Source organism: Rhodanobacter sp. AS-Z3, assembly GCF_029224025.1.
Taxonomy (GTDB): domain Bacteria; phylum Pseudomonadota; class Gammaproteobacteria; order Xanthomonadales; family Rhodanobacteraceae; genus Rhodanobacter.
The window spans coordinates 1,699,977-1,721,678 of record NZ_CP119392.1 but is presented as its reverse complement, the minus strand read 5'-3'; the positions used below and the strand labels follow the sequence as shown (position 1 = coordinate 1,721,678).

Here is a 21,702-nt window from a genome sequence, read left to right as displayed (position 1 = left end):
GCCTTGCATCCATCAAAGCCGCGGCAAAAGCCGCAGCGGTAGCAACAATCGGGAAAGAGGCTGCATCGCCATGACCACCCGAACCAAGCCGGGCGGCGCGCGACACGTCTTCAGACAGACTTCAGCGAACCCTTGGGCAATACCTGCTGCACCGAGCCCTTTTGCACCTTGACCTTGACGTTGGCCGCGATCTCGACGGTGATGAAGGTCTCGCCCACTTCGTCCACACGTCCGGCAATGCCGCCGTTGGTGACCACTTCATCGCCCTTGGCCAGGCCGGCAATCAGCGCGCGATGCTCCTTCTGCCGCTTCGCCTGCGGGCGGATCATCATGAAATACATAAGGCCGAACAGCACCACCATCATGATGATCATTTGCAGGCTTCCACTACTGGCCGGCTGCGGAGCCGCGGCCTGGGCGAGCACGGGAGAGATCGGAAAACTCATGGATTTGTCTCGCAAGTTATGGCGCTGTCGAGGTTTTCGACAGAATGCCTGAATAAAGATTCCCGATTATGCCATGCACCCCCCGGGCGTGCACGGCAGCTTCCCGGCCGGGTCACAGTCACTTTTTCCCCGCGAAAAGTAACGCTAACCCTGCTCAAACCCCGCGCAGAGCGTAAAATTTCGCCACAAACGCCTCCAGTGCCTGTCCGGCGATCGCCTCGCGCAGGCCCGCCATCAACCGCTGGTAGTAACGCAGGTTGTGCATGGTGGCGAGCTGGCTGCCGAGAATTTCATTGCAACGATCAAGATGACGCAGGTAGGCGCGGCTGAAACCGTTGCGGCAGCTGTAGCAATCACAGCCCTCCTCGATCACCCGAGTGTCGGTGGAAAACTTCGCGTTGCGGATACGCAACGTGCCTTCGGCGGTGAACAGGAAGCCGTTGCGCGCGTTGCGGGTCGGCATCACGCAATCGAACATGTCGATGCCGCGGCGTACGGCCTCGACGATGTCCTCGGGCCGACCCACGCCCATCAGGTAGCGCGGCTTGTCGGCAGGCAGCAAGGGCACGGTGAAATCCAGCGCATGGTTGCGCTCGGCCTCCGGCTCACCCACCGCCAGCCCACCGACCGCATAACCATCAAAACCGATATCGATCAGCCCTGCCGCCGAGCGTCGACGCAGGTTTTCGTAGACGCTGCCCTGCACGATGCCGAACAGCGAGTTCGGGTTCTTCAGCTCGTCGAAGGCCTGACGCGAGCGTGCCGCCCAGCGCAGCGACAGCTCCATCGAATCCGAGGCCACCTTCTCGGTGGCGGGGTACGGCGTGCATTCATCGAAAATCATCGCGATGTCCGAATCCAGCACTTTCTGGATCTGCATCGACACTTCCGGCGACAGGAACACCTTCGAGCCATCCACCGGCGAGGCAAATGTCACGCCCTCCTCGGTGATCTTGCGCTTGTGCGCCAGCGAGAACACCTGGAAACCACCGGAGTCGGTGAGGATCGGCTTGTCCCAGCCGATGAACTTGTGCAGGCCGCCGAACTTCTCGACGATCTCCAGCCCCGGCCGCAGGAACAGATGGAACGTGTTGCCCAGGATGATCTCGGCGCCGGTCTCGGTCACGTCGCGCGGCGTCATCGCCTTGACCGAGCCATACGTGCCCACCGGCATGAACGCCGGCGTCTCGATGGTGCCGCGAGGGAAGGTGAGGCGGCCACGGCGGGCAGCGCCGTCGGTGGCCGAGAGATCGAAGGTCAGGGAAGTCATCCGCGCAAGTTTACCCGCACGCTGCGCGCTCGGCTCGCTCTGCCGGACTTCAAGCGGGACGCTTCATCGCGAAACGATCGCGCGTAGTGCTGTAGAAACTTCCGCTGAGGCGGCCCACCAGATCAAGCTTGGCCGGGTCGACATGGCGCTCGTCCGTCATCACGGCAGCGTCGATGTGCCCCAGCAGCACCTTGGCAAAAATCAGGAACTGGCGCGGACTCTCAGCCGGATAAGGCTTGATTTCGGCCAACTCGCATTCGAATGCCACCGCCGCAGCGGCGATCCGCGGCGGCTTGACCAGGCAGCTGGGCACGGTCTCAATACCCGCCAAGGCAAACTCGCTCTGATCGTGCGGCAGCGTGGCCGAGGTGACGTTCATTGTCTCCGCCGCTGCACGGCTGACCAGGTGAATCACCAGCTCGCCGGTGTCACGCACGTTTCGAACGGTGTCCTTGATCCGACCACCGGCATGCAGCCCGACGTTCACCAGCAGCGTCGCCGGCTCATCGCAGATCACCTGGAAAAAGCTGAAGGGCGCCAGATTGGCGACGCCGCTGGCGGATATCGTCGAGACCCACGCAATCGGGCGCGGCGTCACGGTGGAAGACAGCCATCGGTAGGACTCGGCGGCGTCGAGCTGGGTGAAATCCACTTGCATGAGGATGCTTACTCGCCGTGTGGGAGGATCAGCATCGAATCGCCATACGAGAAGAAGCGGTAGCGCTGCTCGACCGCATGCCGGTAGCTGTCCAGAATGAATTCCCGCCCTGCCAATGCCGACACCAGCATCATCAGGGTCGATTGCGGCAGGTGGAAGTTGGTCAGCAGGCCGTCGATGCTGGTGAACTGATAGCCGGGGAAGATGAAAATCTGCGTCTCGCCGGCAAACGGCTGCAGCTCGCCGCCCTTGCTCGCGCTTTCCAGCGCGCGCACCACGGTCGTGCCCACGGCGATCACCCGGCCGCCGTTCGCTCGAGTGCGCTGGATCTGGCCTACCAATTCCGCGCCGACGTTGAGCCACTCGGTATGCATGTGGTGATCTTTGAGATCATCCGCACGCACCGGCTGGAACGTGCCTGCGCCGACATGCAGGGTGACATAGCCAAACTCGACACCGCGCTCACGCAGTCGTTGCAGCGTCGCCTCATCAAAATGCAGACCGGCGGTCGGCGCCGCCACCGCGCCGGGTTCACGCGCGAACACGGTCTGGTAGCGCTCCATGTCGCTGGCATCGGCATGCCGCTCGATATACGGCGGCAGCGGCATCTCGCCCAGCTTCAGCAGCAGCTTCTCCAGCGGCTCGGACGCTTCGAAACGCAGGCGAAAAAAGCCTTCATCACGCCCCAGCACCACCGCATGGCTGCCATCGGCCAGCGCGATCCGGCCACCTTCTTTCGGCTTCTTGCTGACGCCGAGCTGCACTATCGCCTCGTGTTCGCCGGTGAGCCGCTCGATCAGGATTTCCACCGCGCCACCGGTGTCCTTGTGGCCATAAAGGCGCGCCGGCAAGACGCGGGTGTCGTTGAACACCAGCAAGTCACCGGGCCGCAGAAAGTCGGGCAGCTCGCGAAACATGCGGTCCTGCCGCGACTGCGCCGGCACATCAAGCAGGAGCATGCGGCTAGCCGAACGCTCGGCCAGCGGGGCCTGCGCGATCAGCTCGGGTGGCAGTTCAAAATCGAAATCGGACTTCTTCAAGACGGTGACGGCCAGCGTGGATAACGCGGCATTATCTCGCAGCAGGCCGCTTCTTGCGAAATCCCCGGGTGCGCGGCGCTACAGCCAACCTTTCTGTCGCGCCAGCCGGAACGCCTCGATGCGATTGGCCACGCCGAGCTTGCCGATCGCCTCGGACAGATAATTGCGCACCGTGCCGTGCGAAAGATTCAGTTGCGTGGCGATGTCACCGGCCGACTGGCCTTCGCCCGCCAGCCGCAACACCTGGCGCTCGCGGTCGTTCAAGGGATCGGCTTCCGACCATGCTTCCAGCGCCAGCTGCGGGTCAATCGCGCGACCACCGCGATGCACCGTACGCAACGCCTCGGCCAGATTCTCCGCCGGCGCATCCTTCAGCAGATAGCCGGACACACCGGCATCCAGCGCACGACGCAGGAACCCGGGGCGAGCAAACGTGGTGACGATCACCACCTTGATCGGCAACTCCTGCCGCTGAATGCGCTGGGCCAGTTCCAGACCGGTCAGGCCCGGCATCTCGATGTCCGTCACCAGCGCATCGGGCTTGTGCTTCTGGATATCGCGCCATGCGGCCTCGCCGTCAGCCGCCGAACCGAGCACTTCGATATCTGATTCCAACTGCAGCAACGCCGACAGCGCGCCACGCACCATCGCCTGATCTTCGGCCAGCAACACGCGAATCATGGGTTTACCTGTCTGTCGAAAGGGGGGCGCTGGCGCAGAAACCGCAGCAGCCGCTCAGGCCGCAGGATAGCTGGAGCTGGCCTGCACCGGGTTGACTGCCGACGCCACGCGCGAGGACTCGACCAGGCGCAGCACCGGCACGGGCACGAGCACCCGCAACTGCGTGCCACCCCCTAACGGGGATTCGACGCCCAAGGTTCCACCCATCGCGCGGACACGCTCGCGCATTCCGGTCATGCCGTTGCCATCGCGGGCAAGGCCGCCGCGACCGTTATCTTTGATTTGCATGCAGACCGCAGCGTGCTCCCGGCGCAGCTCGATGCGCACGCAACTGGCAGCGGCGTGCCGGGCGATATTGGTCACCGCCTCGCGCAACACCAGTGACAGTCCCCGCTCTATTTCTGCCGGCATGTCGACCGGCGACGCGTCGTATCCCAGATGCACGCGAGACGATTCAAGCAGCAACCGCGCCGACGCCATCTCCGCTGCCAGGTCCGTAGCGCGAATGCCGGTGACCGCACTGCGCACTTCGGCCAGCGCATGTCGCGCAACTTTTTCGGCCTCTTCCACTTCACGTTTCGCTGCCTCGACATCGCGATCGAACAACTTGCGCGACAACTCCAGCTTCAGCGTGATCAGCGACAGCGTGTGCCCCAGCAAGTCGTGCAGGTCACGGCCGATCCGTTCGCGCTCCGCCGTAGCGGCGAGCCGGCGTACCTCGTCATGGGAAAGGCTGAGCGCCGCATCCTTTTCGTGTTGTAGTTGCTCGACGGTTACGATGGTGCAGATCACGAACACGGTGACCGGCATGATTACCAGCAAGGCGCTCGGGTAACCGATCCACCACGCCAGCCCCACATAGATCGCATTGAGCGCCAATACCTGGAGCGCATAACTCCGGAACTGCCGCCGGTCGCAGTGACTGAGCATCACGCAGGCGTACACGAAATAGCTGAGGCCGCTGGGATACCAGCGCATCAGACCGAAGCACAGCACCGCCATGCCCCAGGCGTAGCGATAGGCGGTCCGACGCGAAGCCAGCTGCATCCTGGCAAACAGCAGCAGAAACACCGGATACGAGGCCAGCGTGAACAACAGCCAGGTCGTGGTGTAGCCGCGCAATCCGTGGTCGAACATCGGCGTGATGAAGATCCACAGCGACCACAACAGATGCACGCTGTCGGCCCATGGCGACTTGCCGCGTCGCAAGTCGTCGGCGACGGCGGAATCCTGGGCCGGAAGGAACCATCGGCTAATGAAGGCGGGGATCATGGCGTGTCGTTTCGCGGAATGGGCAGGCTGCATCGCATGCTACTTCAACCATGCCGGCGCAAGCGCCGCGCCGCCAGCAGCAGGAAGCCGGCCGTGAACCCCAACAGCATCAGCACATGCGCGAACAGCGGCTGCTTGTTCATGCCCACCGCGGCCAGAGCCAACATGTCCAGGTGATAGCTCGGCCAGATCGGCGCGATCTGCTGCAGGAACTTCGGCAGCATCGGCAAGGGGAACCACAAGCCTGACATGAACGACATCGGCAGATAGATCAGCTGCAGCACACCGGGTGCACCCTGCCCCTTGAACACCGTGCCGACAAACATGCCCAGCGCACAGAACGGCAACACGCCAAGTACGCCGACCAGCAACAAGGCACCGACCTGCGGCGCGGCCAGCGACACATGGCCCAGTGTCGTCGCCATCGCCAGCAGCAACAGGATCACTCCGGCGGCAGCCACCATCGCCATCACCATCTTGCCGATCAGATAGGCACCCGGCGGCATCGGCAGCGCACGCTTGAAAGTCAGCAGGCCACTGTTACGTTCCAGCGCCAGCGACACCCCGAAGCCGAACAAGCCAGGGCTCATCACCCCGAATACACCGTAGCTGGCGAGCAGGTAGCGCGCCGCGTCGGCGCCGTTGGATTTAGCCATCAACACGCCAAACAACAGATAGAACATCCCCGGAAACAGCATGATTGGCAGCATGAAACTGGGGTTGCGCATGTAGCGCAGGCATTCGCTGCGCGCCTCTTCCAGGTAGGCACCCAGCACGCGACGGCGCGACATGGTCACGATGGGAACCGCCGTTACGTCAGTCATCACGATGTCCATTCAGGCAGCCTCACGCTGGTCGGAAGCCACCGAGGTGGCGGCGTCACGGGTAAGTTCGGTAAACGCTTCGGCCAGACCCGCACGCTGAACCTCCAGCTCGCTCAGTTGCAGATCGGCCTCCAGCAGGCGACGCACGACCGCCTCTGCCTCGGCAGTGACAATGTGCAGGCGCCCATCCTGCAGGCGGGTTTCGCTGACTCCGGGCCAGCTGCCGACGGCAGTCGCCGTCAGCGTGGTGACGCAGCGGATACGCTTTTGCGCCACGCGCGCGCGCAGCGTCTCGACCGTACCTTCATGGATCACCTTGCCGTGTGACATCACGCAAACGCGGTCAGCCAGCGCTTCGGCCTCTTCCAGATAGTGCGTGGTCAACAACACCGCGCAACCTTCGCTGATCAATTGGCGAATCGTCGCCCACAATTGCTGGCGCGCCTCGATGTCCATACCCACCGTCGGCTCGTCAAGAAACAGCAGTTCGGGGCGCCCACAGAGGGCTAGCGCGAATTGCACACGCCGTTGCTGGCCGCCGGAAAGTTTTGCGTAAGGCCGCTTGAGCAGGTCGGTCACTCCAGCCAGCGCTGCCGATTCCTGCAGCGAACGCGGGTTCGGGTAGTAGCTCGCGGTCAGGCGCAACAACTCGCCCACGCGCAGTGTCGGCGGAAGCTCCGCGTGCTGCAGCATCACCCCGATGCGCCGACGTGGTTCGATCGCCTGTGGGTCACCACCAAACAGCTGCGCGCTGCCCTCATCGACCCGAATCAGACCCAACAGCAAGGCGATCGCGGTGGTCTTGCCCGCCCCGTTCGGGCCAAGCAGGGCCAGCAGTTCGCCGTGGCGTACCAGCAAATCGGCGCCATCCAGCGCAGTGAGCGAGCCGTAACGCTTGATCGCGCCGGCAAGCCGGGCAACCACCTGTTCTGCAGTATTCATCGAGCCATACCTTCTCTGGAATGCCTTGCAAATTAGGCTGTTTGGAGCGCTTTCCCCATGGGCCAGCGTCAGCCATCGCAGGTGACAGCCGTCACCCCGGGGGTACCGGAGACCCGGCCCGCCGCGTTATGCTCAGGGGATGATCTTGCGCAGCCAGCGCTGATCCGGTGCTCCGTAGCGGGTTTTTCACGCTGGAGTCGGTGATCAAGGCGGGTTTCGGGCCTACGTCGCCCATGTGCAGATCCATCGGCCTGCTTTGCGCTGGGTGCGAGGCGCCGACGTTTACCTCAGGAGAAAGTCATGGGTGTGATCAATCAGCTGCGCGAATTGCGCGATTTCGGCGGCAAGCCGCGCACCATCGGCCTGGATGACGCCAGCATCGAGCGCATGGCTGCCAACGACCCGTTGCTGGTTCAGGCGATTGCCGAAGCGGCGGCTCGCCACCATGAGCTGCGTGCCGATCTGGGCGACTTCCTCAAGCTCGATGAAACCGAGCAGCTGGCCCAGGCACAAGCCGGTTTCGTCAATTTCTACCCGGACGATGCGATCAATCCTTACCTGCCGGCCGCAGCCCGTGGCCCGTGGATCGTCACCCTGAAAGGCGCCGTGGTGCACGACAATGGCGGCTACGGCATGCTCGGTTTCGGCCACAACGACGCAGCGATTCTTGCTGCCCTTGGCCGCCCCCAGGTGATGGCGAACGTGATGTCGCCCAGCGTGGCGCAGCTGCAGTTCACCAAGGCGCTGAACAAGGAACTGGGTCGCAGTCGCGGCGGCAGCCCGTATACGCGTTATATGTGCCTGAATTCGGGTTCCGAGTCGGTCACCCTGGCCTGCCGCATTGCCGACGTCAACGCCAAGAACATGACCGACGAAGGTGGCCGCTACGCGGGCCGCACGATCAAGCGTCTCGCGGTAAAGGGCGCCTTCCACGGCCGCACCGAGAAGCCGGCGCTGTATTCCGACTCCAGTCGCAAGGCCTATCAACAGAACCTGGCCAGCTATCGCCACGAAGACAGCGTGATCACGGTGGCGCCGTATGACGTCGCCCAACTGCAGGCGGCGTTCGCTGATGCAGACAAACACGGCTGGTTCATCGAGGCGATGTTCCTTGAGCCAGTGATGGGCGAAGGCGACCCGGGCCGCGCCGTCACGGCCGAGTTCTACAAGGCAGCACGCGAGTTGACCAGCGCACACGGCAGTCTGTTGTTGATCGATTCGATCCAGGCCGGCCTGCGTGCACACGGCGTGTTGTCGTTCGTCGACTATCCCGGCTTTGAAAATCTGCCGCCGCCGGACATGGAAACCTTCTCCAAGGCGCTCAATGCCGGGCAGTATCCGCTGTCGGTGCTGGCCGTCACCGCCGCTACCGCCGAGCTGTATCGCAAGGGCATTTACGGCAACACCATGACCGCCAACCCCCGCGCACTGGACGTGGCGCTGGCCACTATGGGCGAACTCAGCGATGCCGTGCGCAACAACATCCGCGAGCGCGGCAAGGAATTCGTCGACAAGCTCAACGCGCTGAAGAACGAGCTGGGCGGCCTGATCACCAAGGTGCAAGGTACTGGCCTGCTGTTCTCCTGCGAGCTGGCCCCGGAGTACAAGTGCTACGGCGCCGGTTCCACCGAGGAATACATGCGCGAGCATGGCATCGGCGTGATCCACGGCGGCACCAACTCGCTGCGTTTCACCCCGCACTTCAACGTCACCAGTGCCGAAGTCGACCTGGTCGTCGCGCATGTGCGCAAGGCCTTGCTGGAAGGTCCGCGCAAGGCCAAGGCCGAAGCAGCCTGACCACCTGATCCGTCAGGGTTCCATCGGAGGCCACCCCGCTTGCAGCGGGGTGGCCTCCGCGTTTCCGCGGGCGTGTTGCAGATTGCGTATCGGCGCGGTTTCGGCCATTCGCGTAATCGCCAGCAGCCCGACGACAACCGCAGCGATCAGGTACCACGCCGGTGCCAACGCGCTGCCGCTGATCCGGGTGAGCCATGCCGCCATGAACTGCGTCGAACCGCCGAAGATGGCGATGGCAACCGCATAGATCATCGACAGCCCGCCGGAGCGGATCGCTTGCGGCAATGACTCGGTGATGGATACCAGCACCGTTGCTGTCGACAGCGTCGAGGCGACCGCGAGCAACGTACAAACCCCATACAGAGCCGGTCCGTTGCGCCAATGCCCGATCACCCAGAAACACGGAAAGATCGCCAGCAGCAGCACGATCCATGGCACCACCATCACCGGTTTGCGACCGAACCGGTCGGACAGCCAGCCACTGATCGGATCGCAGATCACGCCACTCAAACCGACCGCCACAGTGGCGCCAAGCGCAACTTTCGTGGGCATGCCCAGCGTGCTGCCAGCGTAGGTCGTCATATAGTCGAGGATGTAATTGGTGGTAGTGGCCGCCGCGAGCATCGCCAGCGCCGGCAGCGCGATCTTGCCGTAGCCGCGCCAGGGCGAACTATCGCCATGCGACCTTGCATTCTCTGCTACGGACAATGTCTCGCCGAGCGAGCGGCGCAACACCAGGCCGAAGGGAATGATGATGGCTCCCACCAGCAAGGCTAACCGCCAGCCCCACGCATCCAGCGCAGACTCATCGAGAACCGACGCCAGACCAACACCCACCAGGCCGGCCACCAGCACCGCGGCATCCGCACTCATCGCCTGCAGCGAAATATAGAGCCCGCGACGATGCAGCGGTGCTGCCTCCATCATGAAGGCGGTGCTTGGCCCCACCTCGCCACCCAGTGCAAAACCCTGCAGCAGACGAAAACCGATCACCAGAATCGGCGCGGCGATTCCGATGCTGGCATACGAGGGCGTCAGCGGCAGGCCGACTACCGCGATGCCGATCAGGGTGAACGACAACAACATCGCCGGCTTGCGACCGACCCGATCGCCCATGCGACCGATCACGAAGGCACCCAGCGGACGGGTCAGAAAACCTGCACCGAACGTGGCCAGCGAGGCCAGCAGACTGGCGCCCGGTGCGTGCGAGGGAAAGAAGGCCCGGCCGATCTGGGCCGCAAAAAAGGCATAGGTGACGAAGTCGTAGAACTCGATCGCATTGCCGACCACCACCGCGAGCACCTGCCGCACAGGCAGGGCTTGCTGCGGCCGTAGAGCGGACGCCAACCCGAACGCTGACCCTGCAGGCATCCGTTTCCCCTTGAGCTTCGTGAGCAGACGTGGCTTGCCGAGTCTTTGTCGTACGTGCGTCCACGGTTTTGGGGACACGGACTCGAAAGTGAATATGGCACGAAGTTCACGCTTGGACCAAGCCCACGCCCGAGCTGCGGCAGGAAGTACCTGCGGGGACGCAATATCGGCGTGATCTCTTGCGGCGGCAAATCGCTTCCGGGCGAGCGACCTTCGCTCCGTGGTGCACGGAAGTGGCCCGGTCGTGGCAATCGGCCAGGGGTTTGCTTGAAAAGCTCGACGATGCCAGGCCCGAAGCGCGTCTACCGCTTGCGCCGATGGTTCAGGGGCCGCCACCCATGACGCGTCGCCGCAGATGAATACTTCATGCATGCCGGGTTTCACCTACTCCCCGGATGCCCCCACCAGGCCTAGACTGGTACAGCCGGCAGCCGCCGGTTTCCCAGGGAGACCTCAACGATGTCGATTTCACTTCGTCTGCTTGTAATCGGTGCCGCCTTCGCCTTTGCCGGCGCCAGCTTCGCCGCCACGCCGCAAGCCAGCACCGCTGCACCGGCAAAGCCACGCACCGCACAGCAGCAGCGCATGGCTGACTGCAACAAAGAGGCAACTGGCAAGAAGGGCGACGAGCGCAAGGCGTTCATGAGTTCCTGCCTGAAGGGTCAGACCATGATGGCCGCGCCTTCAGCCAAAGCCACCCAGCAGGAAAAGATGAAAACCTGCAACGCCGATGCCAAGACCAAGGCGCTCAAGGGTGCCGATCGCAAGACCTTCATGAGCGGCTGCCTGAAGGGTGACGCTGCCGCACCTGCCGCGCACTAAGTTACCCCGGCCGTTGCCCACGCAGGCGATGCGTGCGTGGGCAACCGAGCTTCGCTAAGCTCACTGACTATTGCGCCACGCGCTGCCATTGAAGTCAGTTGCCATGAAGATCGTCGAAGTTCGCCACCCGCTGATCCAGCACAAGCTGGGCCTGATGCGTCGTGCCGGCATCAGTACCAAGGAATTCCGCGAACTGGCCTCCGAGGTCGCCGCCCTGCTCACCTACGAAGCCACCAAAGATCTGGAAACCGTCGAGGAAGAGATCGATGGCTGGGCCGGGCCGATCAAGGTGCGCCGGATCAAGGGCAAGAAAATTACCATTGTGCCGATCCTGCGCGCGGGATTGGGCATGCTGCCGGGCGTGCTCGACCTCATCCCTGCTGCCAAGGTCAGCGTCGTTGGCCTGCAGCGCGACGAGCAGACGCTGAAACCGATCACCTACTACGAGAAGCTCACCGGTCGCATGGACGAGCGCATTGCGCTGATTGTCGACCCGATGCTGGCCACCGCCGGCACTCTGGTTGCTACCGTCGACATGCTGAAAGCAGCCGGCTGCAAACGCATCAAGGGCCTGTTTCTGGTTGCCGCGCCGGAGGGGTTGGACCGAATTACCGCCGCCCACCCCGATATCGAAATCTATACCGCGTCGATCGACGAACGACTCAATGAACAGGGCTACATCCTGCCCGGCCTCGGCGATGCCGGCGACAAGATTTTCGGTACCAAGCAACTGCCGGCCAACGACTGAGTACCTGTCTTCTCCAGCCGGCATGCCCAGCGGCAGACTGACAGGCGGCGCGAGCTTCGATCAACTTTATCTGTGGCTCTGCCCCTCACCCGGCCCTCTCCCCGACGGGGAGATGGCCGGGTGAGGGAGAACGTCTATGGCGCTGCGCTTCCGAAGCGATCAGTCGCTTCGATCAACTGATGCAGGATGCCCGGCTCGAACCCCGAGTGACCGGCATCCTGCACAATATGCAGATCGGCTTCGGGCCACGCGCGGTGCAAATCCCATGCGCTGCGCAGCGGGCAGACCACGTCATAGCGACCCTGCACGATGACCGCCGGAATATTGCGGATGCGGTCTATATTGCGTAGCAGCTGGTCGTCATGTTCGAAGAAACCACCGTTGACGAAGTAGTGGCATTCGATGCGCGCAAACGCCAGCGCGAATTCATCTTCGCCACTGGACTCGATATGGGATTTGTCCTGCCACAGGAAACTGGTGGCGCCTTCCCATACCGACCAGGCGCGTGCCGCGTCGGCACGCGTCTTCGCATCCGTGCTGGTCAAGCGGCGATGGTAGGCGCTCATCAAGTCGCCTCGCTCAACTTCCGGAATCGCGTTGAGATAGGTTTCCCACGCGTCGGGGTACAAGGCATCACAACCCTTCTGGTAAAACCACTCCAGTTCGGCGCGGCGCAGCATGAAGATACCGCGCAGAACCAACTCGGTGACCTTGTCCGGATGCGTCTGCGCATACGCCAGCGCGAGCGTCGAGCCCCACGATCCGCCGAAGACCTGCCAGCGATCAACCGACAGGTGTTCGCGCACGCGTTCGATATCAGCGACCAGATCCCAGGTGGTATTGCCGCTCAGTTCCGCGTGCGGAGTCGACTTGCCGCAACCACGCTGGTCAAACAGCACGATGCGATAGACCGCCGGATCGAAGAAACGTCGGCACTTCGGATTGGTACCACCGCCAGGACCACCGTGCAGGAATACCACCGGCTTGCCGTTCGGGTTGCCGCTCTGCTCGTAATACAGCGTGTGCAGCGACGAGACCTGCAACATGCCGCTGTCAAACGGCTCGACTTCCGGATAAAGCGAACGCAATGACGACGACATGGCGGTTCCTCATGAGCTCAGGCAAGCCCTGAAGACTAGCATGGGACTGCTTTTCCGGCTTTTCAGCCCTGCTCGAACAGCTTGCCGGGATTGAGAACGCCGAGCGGGTCGAACACCTTGCGAACGCCCTGCATCAAGGCGATTTCTGCCGCGCTGCGGGTGCTGCCAAGGTAGGCTCGTTTGACCAGTCCGATGCCGTGTTCGGCCGAGATGCTGCCGCCATGTCGCTGCAAGGTTTCGGCCAGCAACCGCGTCACGTGTTCGCATTGGGCGATGAAAGCGTCTTCGGCAAGTCCGTCGGGCCGCAAGACGTTGATGTGCAGGTTACCGTCACCGATATGCCCGAACCAGACCACTTCGGCCTGCGGATATTCGCGCGCCAGCAGTGCCTGCATCTCCTGCAGGAACGCCGGCACCGCGCTGACCCGCACCGACACATCGTTCTTGTAGGGCCGCCGCGGCGCCAGACTCTCGGTGATGCCTTCGCGCAGCCGCCACAATGCCGCCGCCTGCGATTCGCTGTTGGCGATCACGCCGTCGCTGACCCACCCCTGCTCCAGCGCATGTTCGAAGGCAGCCAACGCCGCGTCCTGCATGCGCTCATCCACGGCATCAAACTCGGTGACCACGTGATACGGATACTCGCCCTCGATGGCGCGCTGCGCGCCGTGCGCCAGCACGTGATCCAGCGCGTGATCGGTAAAAAATTCGAATGCCTGCAAGGCCAGCCGCGACTGAAACAGCGCGAACACCTGCATCAATGCTTCCATATCGGGCAGGGCCAGCAACATCACCTGCGATGGTGGTGGTGGATCGGTCAACTTGAGGGTCGCTTCGACCACGATGCCCAGCGTGCCTTCCGAACCAATCATGAGCTGGCGGAAATCATAGCCGCTGGAATTCTTGACCAGCCCGCGGTTGAGTTCGAGCAACTCGCCGCTGCCCGTTATCACCGTCAAGCCAGCGATCCATTCGCGCGTGTTGCCATACCGAATCACCCGGATACCACCGGCATTGGTGGCTATGTTGCCGCCAATCGAGCAGGAACCACGCGCCGCGAAATCGACTGGATAGTGCAGGCCATGCCCGCGAGCGGTCTCCTGTACGTGCTGCAGAATCATGCCGGATTGCACTGTCAGCGTGCGGTCCACCGCGTTGAAATCCACCACCTGGTTCATCCGTTCCAGGCTCAACACCAGCTCGCCATTCGCCGCCACCGCGCCGCCGGACAGACCCGTGCGACCACCGGACGGCACGATGGCTACATGGTGCTCGTTGGCCCAGCGCACAATCGTTTGGACGTCCATTGTTGTTGAAGGCAGCGCTATCGCGAGTGGGGCTGGTGTCCAGCGGCGGGTCCAGTCGCGGCCGTAGTGTTCCAATTCACCCGATGCCGTAAGCAGGCGCAGGTCAGGAAGGCGACGGGACAAATCAGCGAGACGCGGGTCGGACATGCTTCGGCTCCCAGTATCCACACAGACTGCCAGCAGCTCCGCGCCACGTCCAGTGTTGCAGTGCGACAAAAGCTCGCCTACTCTGAGGGTCTTCGCCGCCACCCGAAATGGAACAAGACATGCAGACTTCCTACCCGCGCCAGGACATCAAGGTTTTGCTGCTGGAGGGAGTCAGTGCCAGTGCCGTGGACGTGTTCCACCGGGCCGGCTACAGCAATGTCGAACTGCATGCGAAGTCACTGCCGGAAGACGAACTGAAGCAACGCATCAGCGACGCGCATATCGTGGGCATCCGCTCACGCACCCAGCTCACCGGCGAGGTGCTGAGTCATGCCAAGCGACTGATCGCGGTGGGCTGTTTCTGCATCGGCACCAACCAGGTGGATCTGGGCGCCGCACACAAATCCGGCGTGCCGGTATTCAACGCGCCCTACTCCAACACGCGCAGCGTCGCCGAGCTGGTGATTGCCGAAGCCATCATGTTGCTACGCGGCATTCCACAGAAAAATGCGCAGTGCCATCGCAGCGGCTGGTCGAAGTCCGCCAGCGGCAGTTACGAAACGCGTGACAAGGTGCTTGGCATCATCGGCTACGGCCACATCGGCACCCAGGTCGGCGTGCTCGCCGAGGGCCTCGGCATGCGGGTGATCTTCCATGACATCGAAACCAAGTTGTCGCTGGGCAATGCGCGCGCCGTATCAAGCCTGGACGAATTGCTCGAGCGCTCCGACGTGGTCACCTTGCACGTGCCGGAAACGCCTGCAACACAACTGATGATCCGCCATGAGCAACTGGCGAAAATGCGCGCCGGTGCCATGCTGATCAACGCCTCGCGCGGCAGCGTGGTGGATATCGACGCGCTCGCTGCCATGCTGCGCGACGGCCATCTCGCCGGTGCCGCCGTGGACGTGTTTCCGGTCGAGCCGAAGGGCAACGACGATCCATTCGTGTCACCGCTGGTCGGCATGGACAACGTGATTCTGACCCCGCATATCGGTGGCAGCACGCTGGAGGCGCAGGACAACATCGGTATCGAAGTGGCCAGCAAGCTGGTGCGTTACAGCGACAACGGCTCCACCCTCTCGGCGGTGAATTTCCCCGAAGTCACCCTGCCGGAACATCCGCACAGCCGACGCCTGCTGCACATCCACCGCAACGTGCCAGGCACGCTGTCGCGCATCAACGAACTGTTCTCGGCCGGCAATATCAACATCGACGCGCAGTTCCTGCAGACCGACAGCGAAGTGGGTTACGTGGTGATCGATGTGAGCGCCGACGAGGCACAGGCGAACGTGCTGAAGGCGCAACTTGCGGCGATTCCGGGCACCTTGCGCAGCCGGGTGCTGTACTGAGGGCGGGAACGGGGAACGAAGCTTGAACGCGTTTGCCTTGTTCCCCGTTCCCCGTTCCCAACAAAAAAGCGCCCAAGGGCGCTTTTTTTCTCTTGCCGAATTGGTCGGGGCGGCCGGATTTGAACCGACGACCCTCTGCCCCCCAGGCAGATGCGCTACCAGGCTGCGCTACGCCCCGATGATTTGGCAAGCTGGCAAGTCTAACAGCTTGCGCAGTGTGTTCGGAAGCCTTCAGCGACGCAGCAGAGTAAGGACTTCTTCCAGTTCCATGCGCACCTGACGCACGATCTGGTGTGACATGCTTTGCTCCATCCGGGCCTGCGGGCCTTCCAGTCGCGCGCGCGCGCCGGTGATGGTGAAACCCTCGTCGTACAGCAGCGAGCGGATCTGGCGGATCATCAACACGTCGTGGCGCTGATAGTAGCGTCGGTTGCCGCGACGCTTGACCGGGTTGAGAGCCGGGAATTCCTGCTCCCAGTAGCGCAACACGTGGGGTTTTACACCGCACAACTCGCCCACTTCACCAATGGTGAAGTAGCGCTTGGCCGGAATGGCCGGTAGTTCGGTGTTATTCCCTTGATCCAGCATAGCCCTCGACTCTCACCTTGAGTTTCTGTCCCGGTCGGAACGTCACCACACGGCGGGCGGAGATCGGAATCTCCTCGCCGGTCTTGGGATTGCGCCCTGGTCGCTGGTTTTTCAGGCGCAGGTCGAAATTGCCGAAACCGGACAACTTCACCTGCTCGCCCTCTTCCAGCGCTCCGCGAACTACCTCGAAATAGGCATCCACGAATTCCTTGGCCTCACGCTTGTTGAGGCCCACGTCGAGGAAAAGCCGCTCGGCCATCTCCGCCTTGGTCAGCGCCATCTCATCCTCGCAACTTCGCCTTGCATGTTTGCTCCAACGCAGCTATCGCTTCTCGTACGCAGCGGTCCGCGTCGTCGTCCGTAAGGGTGCGTGAAGCGTCCTGTAAAATCAAGCCCATAGCGAGACTTTTTCGGCCTGCTTCGACCCCTTTCCCGCTGTAGCGGTCAAACAGCCGAAGTTCCTGCAGCCGTTCGCCCAGCGTGCTGCGAACTGTCTGCTCAATCTGTGACCAGGCTGCCGCTTCCGGCACGTCCATGGCGATATCCCGGCGCACGGCCGGGAACCGGGCGACCGCCTTCGCTTGCGGCAGCCGGCGCCGAAGCACGGGCTCCAGTGCCAGTTCCAGCACATGCACGTCGGCTCCCAGATCGAGCGCCTTGGCCAGTTGCGGGTGCAATGCTCCGAGGTAGCCCACGGTATCGCCATCACAAGCCACCCGTGCACTGCGCCCCGGATGCAGCCAGCCCGGCAGGTCGTCGGCATGCACCGACCAGCGCTGGGGTTCGCCGCCCCAGGCGATCAGGGCATCCAGATCACCCTTGAGATCGTGGAAATCCAGCGTGCGCGAGGGTTCGCCCCACTGTTCGGCACGAGCGTTGCCACAGGCGACGATCGCCAGCGAGGGTGTTTCGACAGGCGGATTACCGGCCGCGAATACGCGGGCCACCTCGAACAAACGCACGCGTTCCTGCTGACGGGCGCGGTTGTGGCGCAGCGCATCCATCAGTCCGGGCAGCAGCGACGGCCGCATCACCGCCAGATCAGCGGAAAGCGGATTGGCCAGCGGCACCAGGTTTTTGCCGAAACCCCAGCTTGCCAGCAGGTCGGCCGCCACGAAGGACAGGTTGACGGCTTCGAAGTAGCCACGTGCTGCCAGTTGCTCGCGCAAGGCCAGCTCGTTGATACGCGCCTCCGGCTCGACCGCCAGGGTCAATGCACCGGCTGGTGTGGCCGTAGGAATGTTGTCGTAACCGAAGATCCGCGCGACTTCCTCGATCAGGTCTTCCTCGCGCTCGATGTCGAAGCGGCTACTCGGCGCGGTGACTTGCCAGCCTTCCGCAACCACCACCACCTGCATGCCCAGCGCGGTGAAGATACGCGCCACTTCAGCATCAGCCACCACAACACCCAGAACCCGCTGCAGGCGCGTGCGACGCAAGGTCACCGGCATTGGCGATGGCAGGTCGGCCAGGTTTTCGGCTACCAGCACTGGGCCGGCATTGCCACCGGCAATCGCCTGCAACAATTCGGTGGCACGTTCCAGCGCACGCCGCGGCAGTTCCGGATCAACCCCGCGTTCGAAGCGATGCGACGCGTCGGTATGCAGGCCCAGCTTGCGCGCGCGCCCCATGATCGCCGCCGGGGCGAAATGCGCCGATTCAAGAAAGATGTTCTGCGTGGCATCGGTGACGCGTGAGGCATGACCACCCATCACTCCGGCTACCGCCAGGCCTTTCTTTTCGTCGGCAATCAGCACGAAACCCGGATCGAGCTGCGCCTCGCTGCCATCCAGAATCTTCAAGGTTTCGCCCGCACGCGCGTGGCGCACCACGATGTCACCTTCGAGCGCATCGTTGTCGAATGCATGCATCGGCTGGCCGAGTTCCAGCATCACATAGTTGGTGACGTCGACCACGGCGCTGATCGGGCGCAGGCCCGCGCGACGCAGACGTTCAGCCATCCACAACGGCGTGCGCGCGGCCGGATCAATGCCTTCGACGATACGGCCGAGGTAGCGCGGCGCGTCTTTGCCTGCTTCCAGACGAATGCCACGACGCGCTTCGCTGGTAACCACTACTGCGGCCTGAACCGGCACCTTCACCGAACTACCAAACAGCGCTGCCACGTCATGAGCCAATCCCACCAGACCCAGGCAGTCGGGACGATTTGGCGTGAGTTTCAGTTCGAAGCTGGCATCGGGCAGACCCAGATAATCAGCCAGCGACTGACCAATCGGTGCATCCAGCGGCAGCTCCAGCAGCCCGGAGGCATCGGCGTCGACGCCGAGTTCCTTCGCCGAGCACAACATGCCGGCTGACTCGACGCCACGCAGTTTCGCCGCCTTGATGGCGATACCGCCGGGCAGCTTCGCGCCGACCGTCGCCAGCGGCACCTTGATGCCCACCCGCGCGTTCGGTGCGCCGCAAACGATCTGCAGCGGTTCGCCCTGCCCGGTGTCGACTTTGCACACCTGCAAGCGATCCGCCTCGGGATGCTTTTCCGCAGCAATGATTTCAGCCACCACCACGCCAGCCAGATCGTCGCCCAGCGGAGTGAGTTCCTCTACTTCCAGACCAGCCATGGTCAGGGCATGGGACAGGGTGCTGCGATCGGCCTGGATCTCGACCAGCTCGCGCAGCCAGTTCTCGGAGAATTTCATCGTTTCAGATTCCTTGCCGGCTTACGCGAACTGCTTGAGGAAGCGCAGGTCGTTCTCGAAGAACGCGCGCAAGTCGGAGACGCCGTAACGCAGCATGGCAAAGCGCTCCACGCCCAGACCAAACGCAAAGCCGGTATAGCGCTCCGGATCGATGCCGCAATTCTTCAGCACGTTCGGATGAACCATGCCGCAGCCGAGCACTTCGAGCCAGCGGGTGGAGCCATCTTCGGCATCCCAGCGAATATCCACCTCAGCCGACGGCTCGGTGAACGGAAAATAGCTGGGTCGGAAACGCATCTCGAAATCACGCTCAAAGAATGCGCGAATGAACTCGGCCAGCGTACCCTTCAGATCCGCAAAGCTCGAGGTCTCGTCGATCAGCAGGCCTTCGATTTGGTGGAACATCGGCGAATGGGTCTGATCCGAATCGCTGCGATAGACCTTGCCCGGCGCAATGATCCGGATCGGCGGCTGGCGACCGGCCATGGAGCGAATCTGCACCGGCGAGGTATGCGTGCGCAGCAGGCGGCCGTCACCAAAGTAGAACGTGTCGTGCATGGCGCGCGCCGGATGGTGCGGCGGAAAATTCAGCGCCTCGAAATTGTGCCAGTCGTCCTCGATCTCCGGACCGTCGGCACGCTGATACCCCAGCCGCGCAAAGATCGCACTGATGCGTTCCAGCGCGCGGGTGATCGGATGGATGCCGCCGCGCTCGCCATCGCGCCCCGGCAGGCTGATATCAAGCTTTTCGGAAGCCAGTCGGCGATCAAGCTCGGCCTGTTCAAGCACCTGCTTGCGCGCAGCCAGCGCGTCAGCCAGTTGTTCCTTGACCCGGTTGACCTCGGCGCCACGCGCCTTGCGCTCATCCGGCGCCAGTGCACCAAGCGTCTTCAGCGCGGCAGTGACAATGCCGCTTTTACCCAGCAGGCCCACGCGCAGCGCGTCGAGCGCCTCCAGCGTATCGGCTTTGTCGATATCGGCCAGCGCCTGCGCGGCGCGGCTGTCCAGATCGTCCATAAGATGCGCTTCTCGCTACTTCCCCTCTCCCCTTCGGGAGAGGGCGGGGTGAGGGGTCACTCTGCGCCGTCGCCTGATCGAAGCATGCTTCGACTGAAGTATGGGGCAAGCCCCGTACCCTCACCTCGATCCTCTCCCAAAGAGAGAGAAGGCAAACGCAAAAATCACTATCCAAAACGAAAACGGGGAGGAGGCATTGGCCTCCTCCCCGCACTTAACTTGTTCCTTCATCCCTGAAGGCGCAAGCCCAAAGGGCTGCACACAAATTACGCCGCCAGACTGGCCTTCGCTTTCTCGGCGATCACTTCAAACGCCTTGATGTCGTGCACGGCGATATCGGCGAGGACCTTGCGGTCAACGGTGATACCGGCCTTGCTGAGGCCATTGATCAGGCGGCTGTAGGACAGGCCAAACATGCGAGCGGCAGCGTTGATGCGCACGATCCACAGTGCACGGAACTGGCGCTTGCGCTGCTTGCGACCGATGTATGCGTACTGTCCAGCCTTGATGACGGCCTGGTTGGCTACGCGGAAGACTTTGCGGCGGGCATTGTAGTAACCCTTCGCGCGGCCGATGATTTTCTTGTGACGACGACGGGCGGTGACGCCACGCTTTACACGAGCCATGGTCTATCTCCTTACAAGTAGGGCAGCATGCGAGCCACGCCGGGCGCATCACACGCCTTCAGGTGGTTCGGTGCACGGAGACCACGCTTCTGCTTGGTCGACTTCTTGGTCAGGATGTGCGACTTGAACGCGTGACCGCACTTGATCTTGCCCGACGCGGTTTTGCGAAAACGCTTCGCAGCCGCCCGGTTGGTCTTGATCTTGGGCATGGAATGCTCCTTGAGTGGGACGACTCCGATATGGAGGTCCCGGTTTCTGACTGATCTGGCGGCGACCAGTACCCCGAGGGCCCAGCCACACTTTCCGTCCTGCCATGATCGGTGCACGACCCATCCAGGCGGGTCGAACCGGCGATTATACGGAGTTCGCCACTCCGATACCAGTAGGAGCGCACCCTGTGCGCGATGATCCTGGCCACGAAGCCGAAAACCATCGCGCACAGGGTGCGCTCCTGCGGGCAACGCGACACCCAAGGGTGTCGCGTCAGCTTATTTCTTCTTCGGGCCGATCATCATGACCATCTGACGACCTTCCAGACGCGGGAAGGACTCGATCTGGCCATTCTCGCCGACGTCTTCCTGAATCTTCTTGGCCAGGTTCTGGCCCAGATCCTGATGTGACATCTCGCGACCGCGGAAGCGGATGGTGACCTTGACCTTGTCGCCTTCTTCCAGGAATCGAAGCATGTTGCGCAGCTTGATCTGGTAGTCGCCCACGTCCGTGACCGGACGGAACTTCACTTCCTTGATCTCGACCTGCTTCTGCTTCTTCTTGGCGGCTTGCGCCTTCTTCTGGGCTTCGAACTTGAACTTGCCGAAATCCATGATGCGGCATACCGGCGGATCGCCGTTGGGCTGAATCTCGACCAGATCCATGCCAGCTTCCTGCGCCAGCGCCAGCGCTTCGTCGCGGGTCAGAATGCCAAGCTGTTCGGCATCCGCACCAATGACACGCACCCGCGGCACACGGATTTCCAGGTTACGACGATTGCCCTTGTTGTCGGTGGTTGCGATACCACGATCCTCCAGAAGAAG

The 21,702-nt window shown here is 62.7% G+C and carries 22 protein-coding genes and 1 tRNA gene; 4 read left to right on the top strand and 19 right to left on the bottom strand.

Features of this window, described 5'->3' with window-relative positions; all coding sequences use genetic code 11:
* Window positions 1-110: 110 nt before the first annotated feature.
* From yajC to PY254_RS07425, 8 genes are all read right to left on the bottom strand, one after another.
* Window positions 111-446, bottom strand: a complete 336-nt coding sequence (yajC, locus tag PY254_RS07460; protein WP_281014825.1) for a preprotein translocase subunit YajC — start codon at window positions 444-446, stop codon at window positions 111-113.
* Window positions 447-600: 154 nt separating this feature from the next.
* A complete protein-coding gene (gene tgt, locus PY254_RS07455; protein WP_281014824.1) occupies window positions 601-1,716 on the bottom strand; it encodes a tRNA guanosine(34) transglycosylase Tgt in 1,116 nt (371 codons plus the stop codon).
* 49 nt (window positions 1,717-1,765) lie between these two features.
* The gene (locus PY254_RS07450; protein WP_281014823.1) at window positions 1,766-2,374 is read right to left on the bottom strand and encodes a flavin reductase family protein; all 609 of its coding nucleotides are present in this window, start codon (window positions 2,372-2,374) and stop codon (window positions 1,766-1,768) included.
* Window positions 2,375-2,382: 8 nt separating this feature from the next.
* Entirely contained in the window at window positions 2,383-3,414 is a 1,032-nt protein-coding gene (queA, locus tag PY254_RS07445; RefSeq protein WP_281014822.1) for a tRNA preQ1(34) S-adenosylmethionine ribosyltransferase-isomerase QueA, read from the bottom strand.
* A 78-nt stretch (window positions 3,415-3,492) separates the two neighbouring features.
* Window positions 3,493-4,095 (bottom strand): response regulator transcription factor, encoded by a 603-nt coding sequence (locus tag PY254_RS07440; RefSeq protein ID WP_281014821.1) that lies wholly within the window; start codon window positions 4,093-4,095, stop codon window positions 3,493-3,495.
* Window positions 4,096-4,149: 54 nt separating this feature from the next.
* Window positions 4,150-5,367 carry a sensor histidine kinase gene (locus PY254_RS07435; protein WP_281014820.1) on the bottom strand — a complete coding sequence of 406 codons (1,218 nt, stop codon included), beginning with the start codon at window positions 5,365-5,367 and terminating at the stop codon, window positions 4,150-4,152.
* Window positions 5,368-5,411: 44 nt separating this feature from the next.
* Window positions 5,412-6,191 (bottom strand): ABC transporter permease, encoded by a 780-nt coding sequence (locus tag PY254_RS07430; protein ID WP_281014819.1) that lies wholly within the window; start codon window positions 6,189-6,191, stop codon window positions 5,412-5,414.
* A gap of 12 nt (window positions 6,192-6,203) precedes the next feature.
* Complete coding sequence (locus tag PY254_RS07425) at window positions 6,204-7,133, bottom strand: ABC transporter ATP-binding protein (protein WP_281014818.1); 930 nt, start codon at window positions 7,131-7,133, stop codon at window positions 6,204-6,206.
* 300 nt (window positions 7,134-7,433) lie between these two features.
* On the opposite strand from PY254_RS07425, the gene PY254_RS07420 reads away from it, so the two are divergent.
* Window positions 7,434-8,930 (top strand): aminotransferase class III-fold pyridoxal phosphate-dependent enzyme, encoded by a 1,497-nt coding sequence (locus PY254_RS07420; RefSeq protein WP_281014817.1) that lies wholly within the window; start codon window positions 7,434-7,436, stop codon window positions 8,928-8,930.
* Window positions 8,931-8,942: 12 nt separating this feature from the next.
* Here PY254_RS07420 and PY254_RS07415 read toward each other — a convergent pair whose 3' ends face one another.
* On the bottom strand, window positions 8,943-10,301 hold the full coding sequence (locus PY254_RS07415; protein ID WP_281014816.1) for an MFS transporter: 1,359 nt from the start codon (window positions 10,299-10,301) through the stop codon (window positions 8,943-8,945).
* A gap of 459 nt (window positions 10,302-10,760) precedes the next feature.
* On the opposite strand from PY254_RS07415, the gene PY254_RS07410 reads away from it, so the two are divergent.
* Both PY254_RS07410 and upp read left to right on the top strand, forming a co-directional pair.
* Window positions 10,761-11,123, top strand: a complete 363-nt coding sequence (locus PY254_RS07410; RefSeq protein WP_281014815.1) for a PsiF family protein — start codon at window positions 10,761-10,763, stop codon at window positions 11,121-11,123.
* 103 nt (window positions 11,124-11,226) lie between these two features.
* Window positions 11,227-11,871 (top strand): uracil phosphoribosyltransferase, encoded by a 645-nt coding sequence (upp, locus tag PY254_RS07405; protein WP_281014814.1) that lies wholly within the window; start codon window positions 11,227-11,229, stop codon window positions 11,869-11,871.
* A gap of 134 nt (window positions 11,872-12,005) precedes the next feature.
* Here upp and pip read toward each other — a convergent pair whose 3' ends face one another.
* Both pip and PY254_RS07395 read right to left on the bottom strand, forming a co-directional pair.
* The gene (gene pip / locus PY254_RS07400; protein ID WP_281014813.1) at window positions 12,006-12,971 is read right to left on the bottom strand and encodes a prolyl aminopeptidase; all 966 of its coding nucleotides are present in this window, start codon (window positions 12,969-12,971) and stop codon (window positions 12,006-12,008) included.
* Window positions 12,972-13,033: 62 nt separating this feature from the next.
* Complete coding sequence (locus tag PY254_RS07395) at window positions 13,034-14,425, bottom strand: D-2-hydroxyglutarate dehydrogenase (protein ID WP_281014812.1); 1,392 nt, start codon at window positions 14,423-14,425, stop codon at window positions 13,034-13,036.
* 119 nt (window positions 14,426-14,544) lie between these two features.
* Between PY254_RS07395 and serA the strand changes: the two genes are divergently transcribed.
* Window positions 14,545-15,777, top strand: a complete 1,233-nt coding sequence (serA, locus tag PY254_RS07390) for a phosphoglycerate dehydrogenase (RefSeq protein ID WP_281014811.1) — start codon at window positions 14,545-14,547, stop codon at window positions 15,775-15,777.
* A 101-nt stretch (window positions 15,778-15,878) separates the two neighbouring features.
* Here serA and PY254_RS07385 read toward each other — a convergent pair.
* From PY254_RS07385 to infC, 8 genes are all read right to left on the bottom strand, one after another.
* Window positions 15,879-15,955, bottom strand: a tRNA-Pro gene (locus PY254_RS07385).
* A 53-nt stretch (window positions 15,956-16,008) separates the two neighbouring features.
* On the bottom strand, window positions 16,009-16,365 hold the full coding sequence (locus PY254_RS07380) for a MerR family transcriptional regulator (RefSeq protein WP_281014810.1): 357 nt from the start codon (window positions 16,363-16,365) through the stop codon (window positions 16,009-16,011).
* Window positions 16,346-16,645, bottom strand: coding sequence for an integration host factor subunit alpha (gene ihfA, locus PY254_RS07375; RefSeq protein WP_281014809.1), 300 nt, complete (start codon window positions 16,643-16,645; stop codon window positions 16,346-16,348). The genes PY254_RS07380 and ihfA overlap by 20 nt, the downstream gene beginning before the upstream one ends.
* A 1-nt stretch (window position 16,646) precedes the next feature.
* Complete coding sequence (pheT, locus tag PY254_RS07370; RefSeq protein WP_281014808.1) at window positions 16,647-19,025, bottom strand: phenylalanine--tRNA ligase subunit beta; 2,379 nt, start codon at window positions 19,023-19,025, stop codon at window positions 16,647-16,649.
* Window positions 19,026-19,046: 21 nt separating this feature from the next.
* Window positions 19,047-20,042, bottom strand: a complete 996-nt coding sequence (gene pheS, locus PY254_RS07365) for a phenylalanine--tRNA ligase subunit alpha (protein WP_281014807.1) — start codon at window positions 20,040-20,042, stop codon at window positions 19,047-19,049.
* Window positions 20,043-20,308: 266 nt separating this feature from the next.
* The gene (gene rplT / locus PY254_RS07360; RefSeq protein ID WP_056386711.1) at window positions 20,309-20,668 is read right to left on the bottom strand and encodes a 50S ribosomal protein L20; all 360 of its coding nucleotides are present in this window, start codon (window positions 20,666-20,668) and stop codon (window positions 20,309-20,311) included.
* 11 nt (window positions 20,669-20,679) lie between these two features.
* The gene (gene rpmI, locus PY254_RS07355) at window positions 20,680-20,877 is read right to left on the bottom strand and encodes a 50S ribosomal protein L35 (protein ID WP_007512063.1); all 198 of its coding nucleotides are present in this window, start codon (window positions 20,875-20,877) and stop codon (window positions 20,680-20,682) included.
* A 279-nt stretch (window positions 20,878-21,156) separates the two neighbouring features.
* On the bottom strand, window positions 21,157-21,681 hold the full coding sequence (gene infC, locus PY254_RS07350) for a translation initiation factor IF-3 (protein WP_345781834.1): 525 nt from the start codon (window positions 21,679-21,681) through the stop codon (window positions 21,157-21,159).
* Window positions 21,682-21,702: the final 21 nt, after the last annotated feature.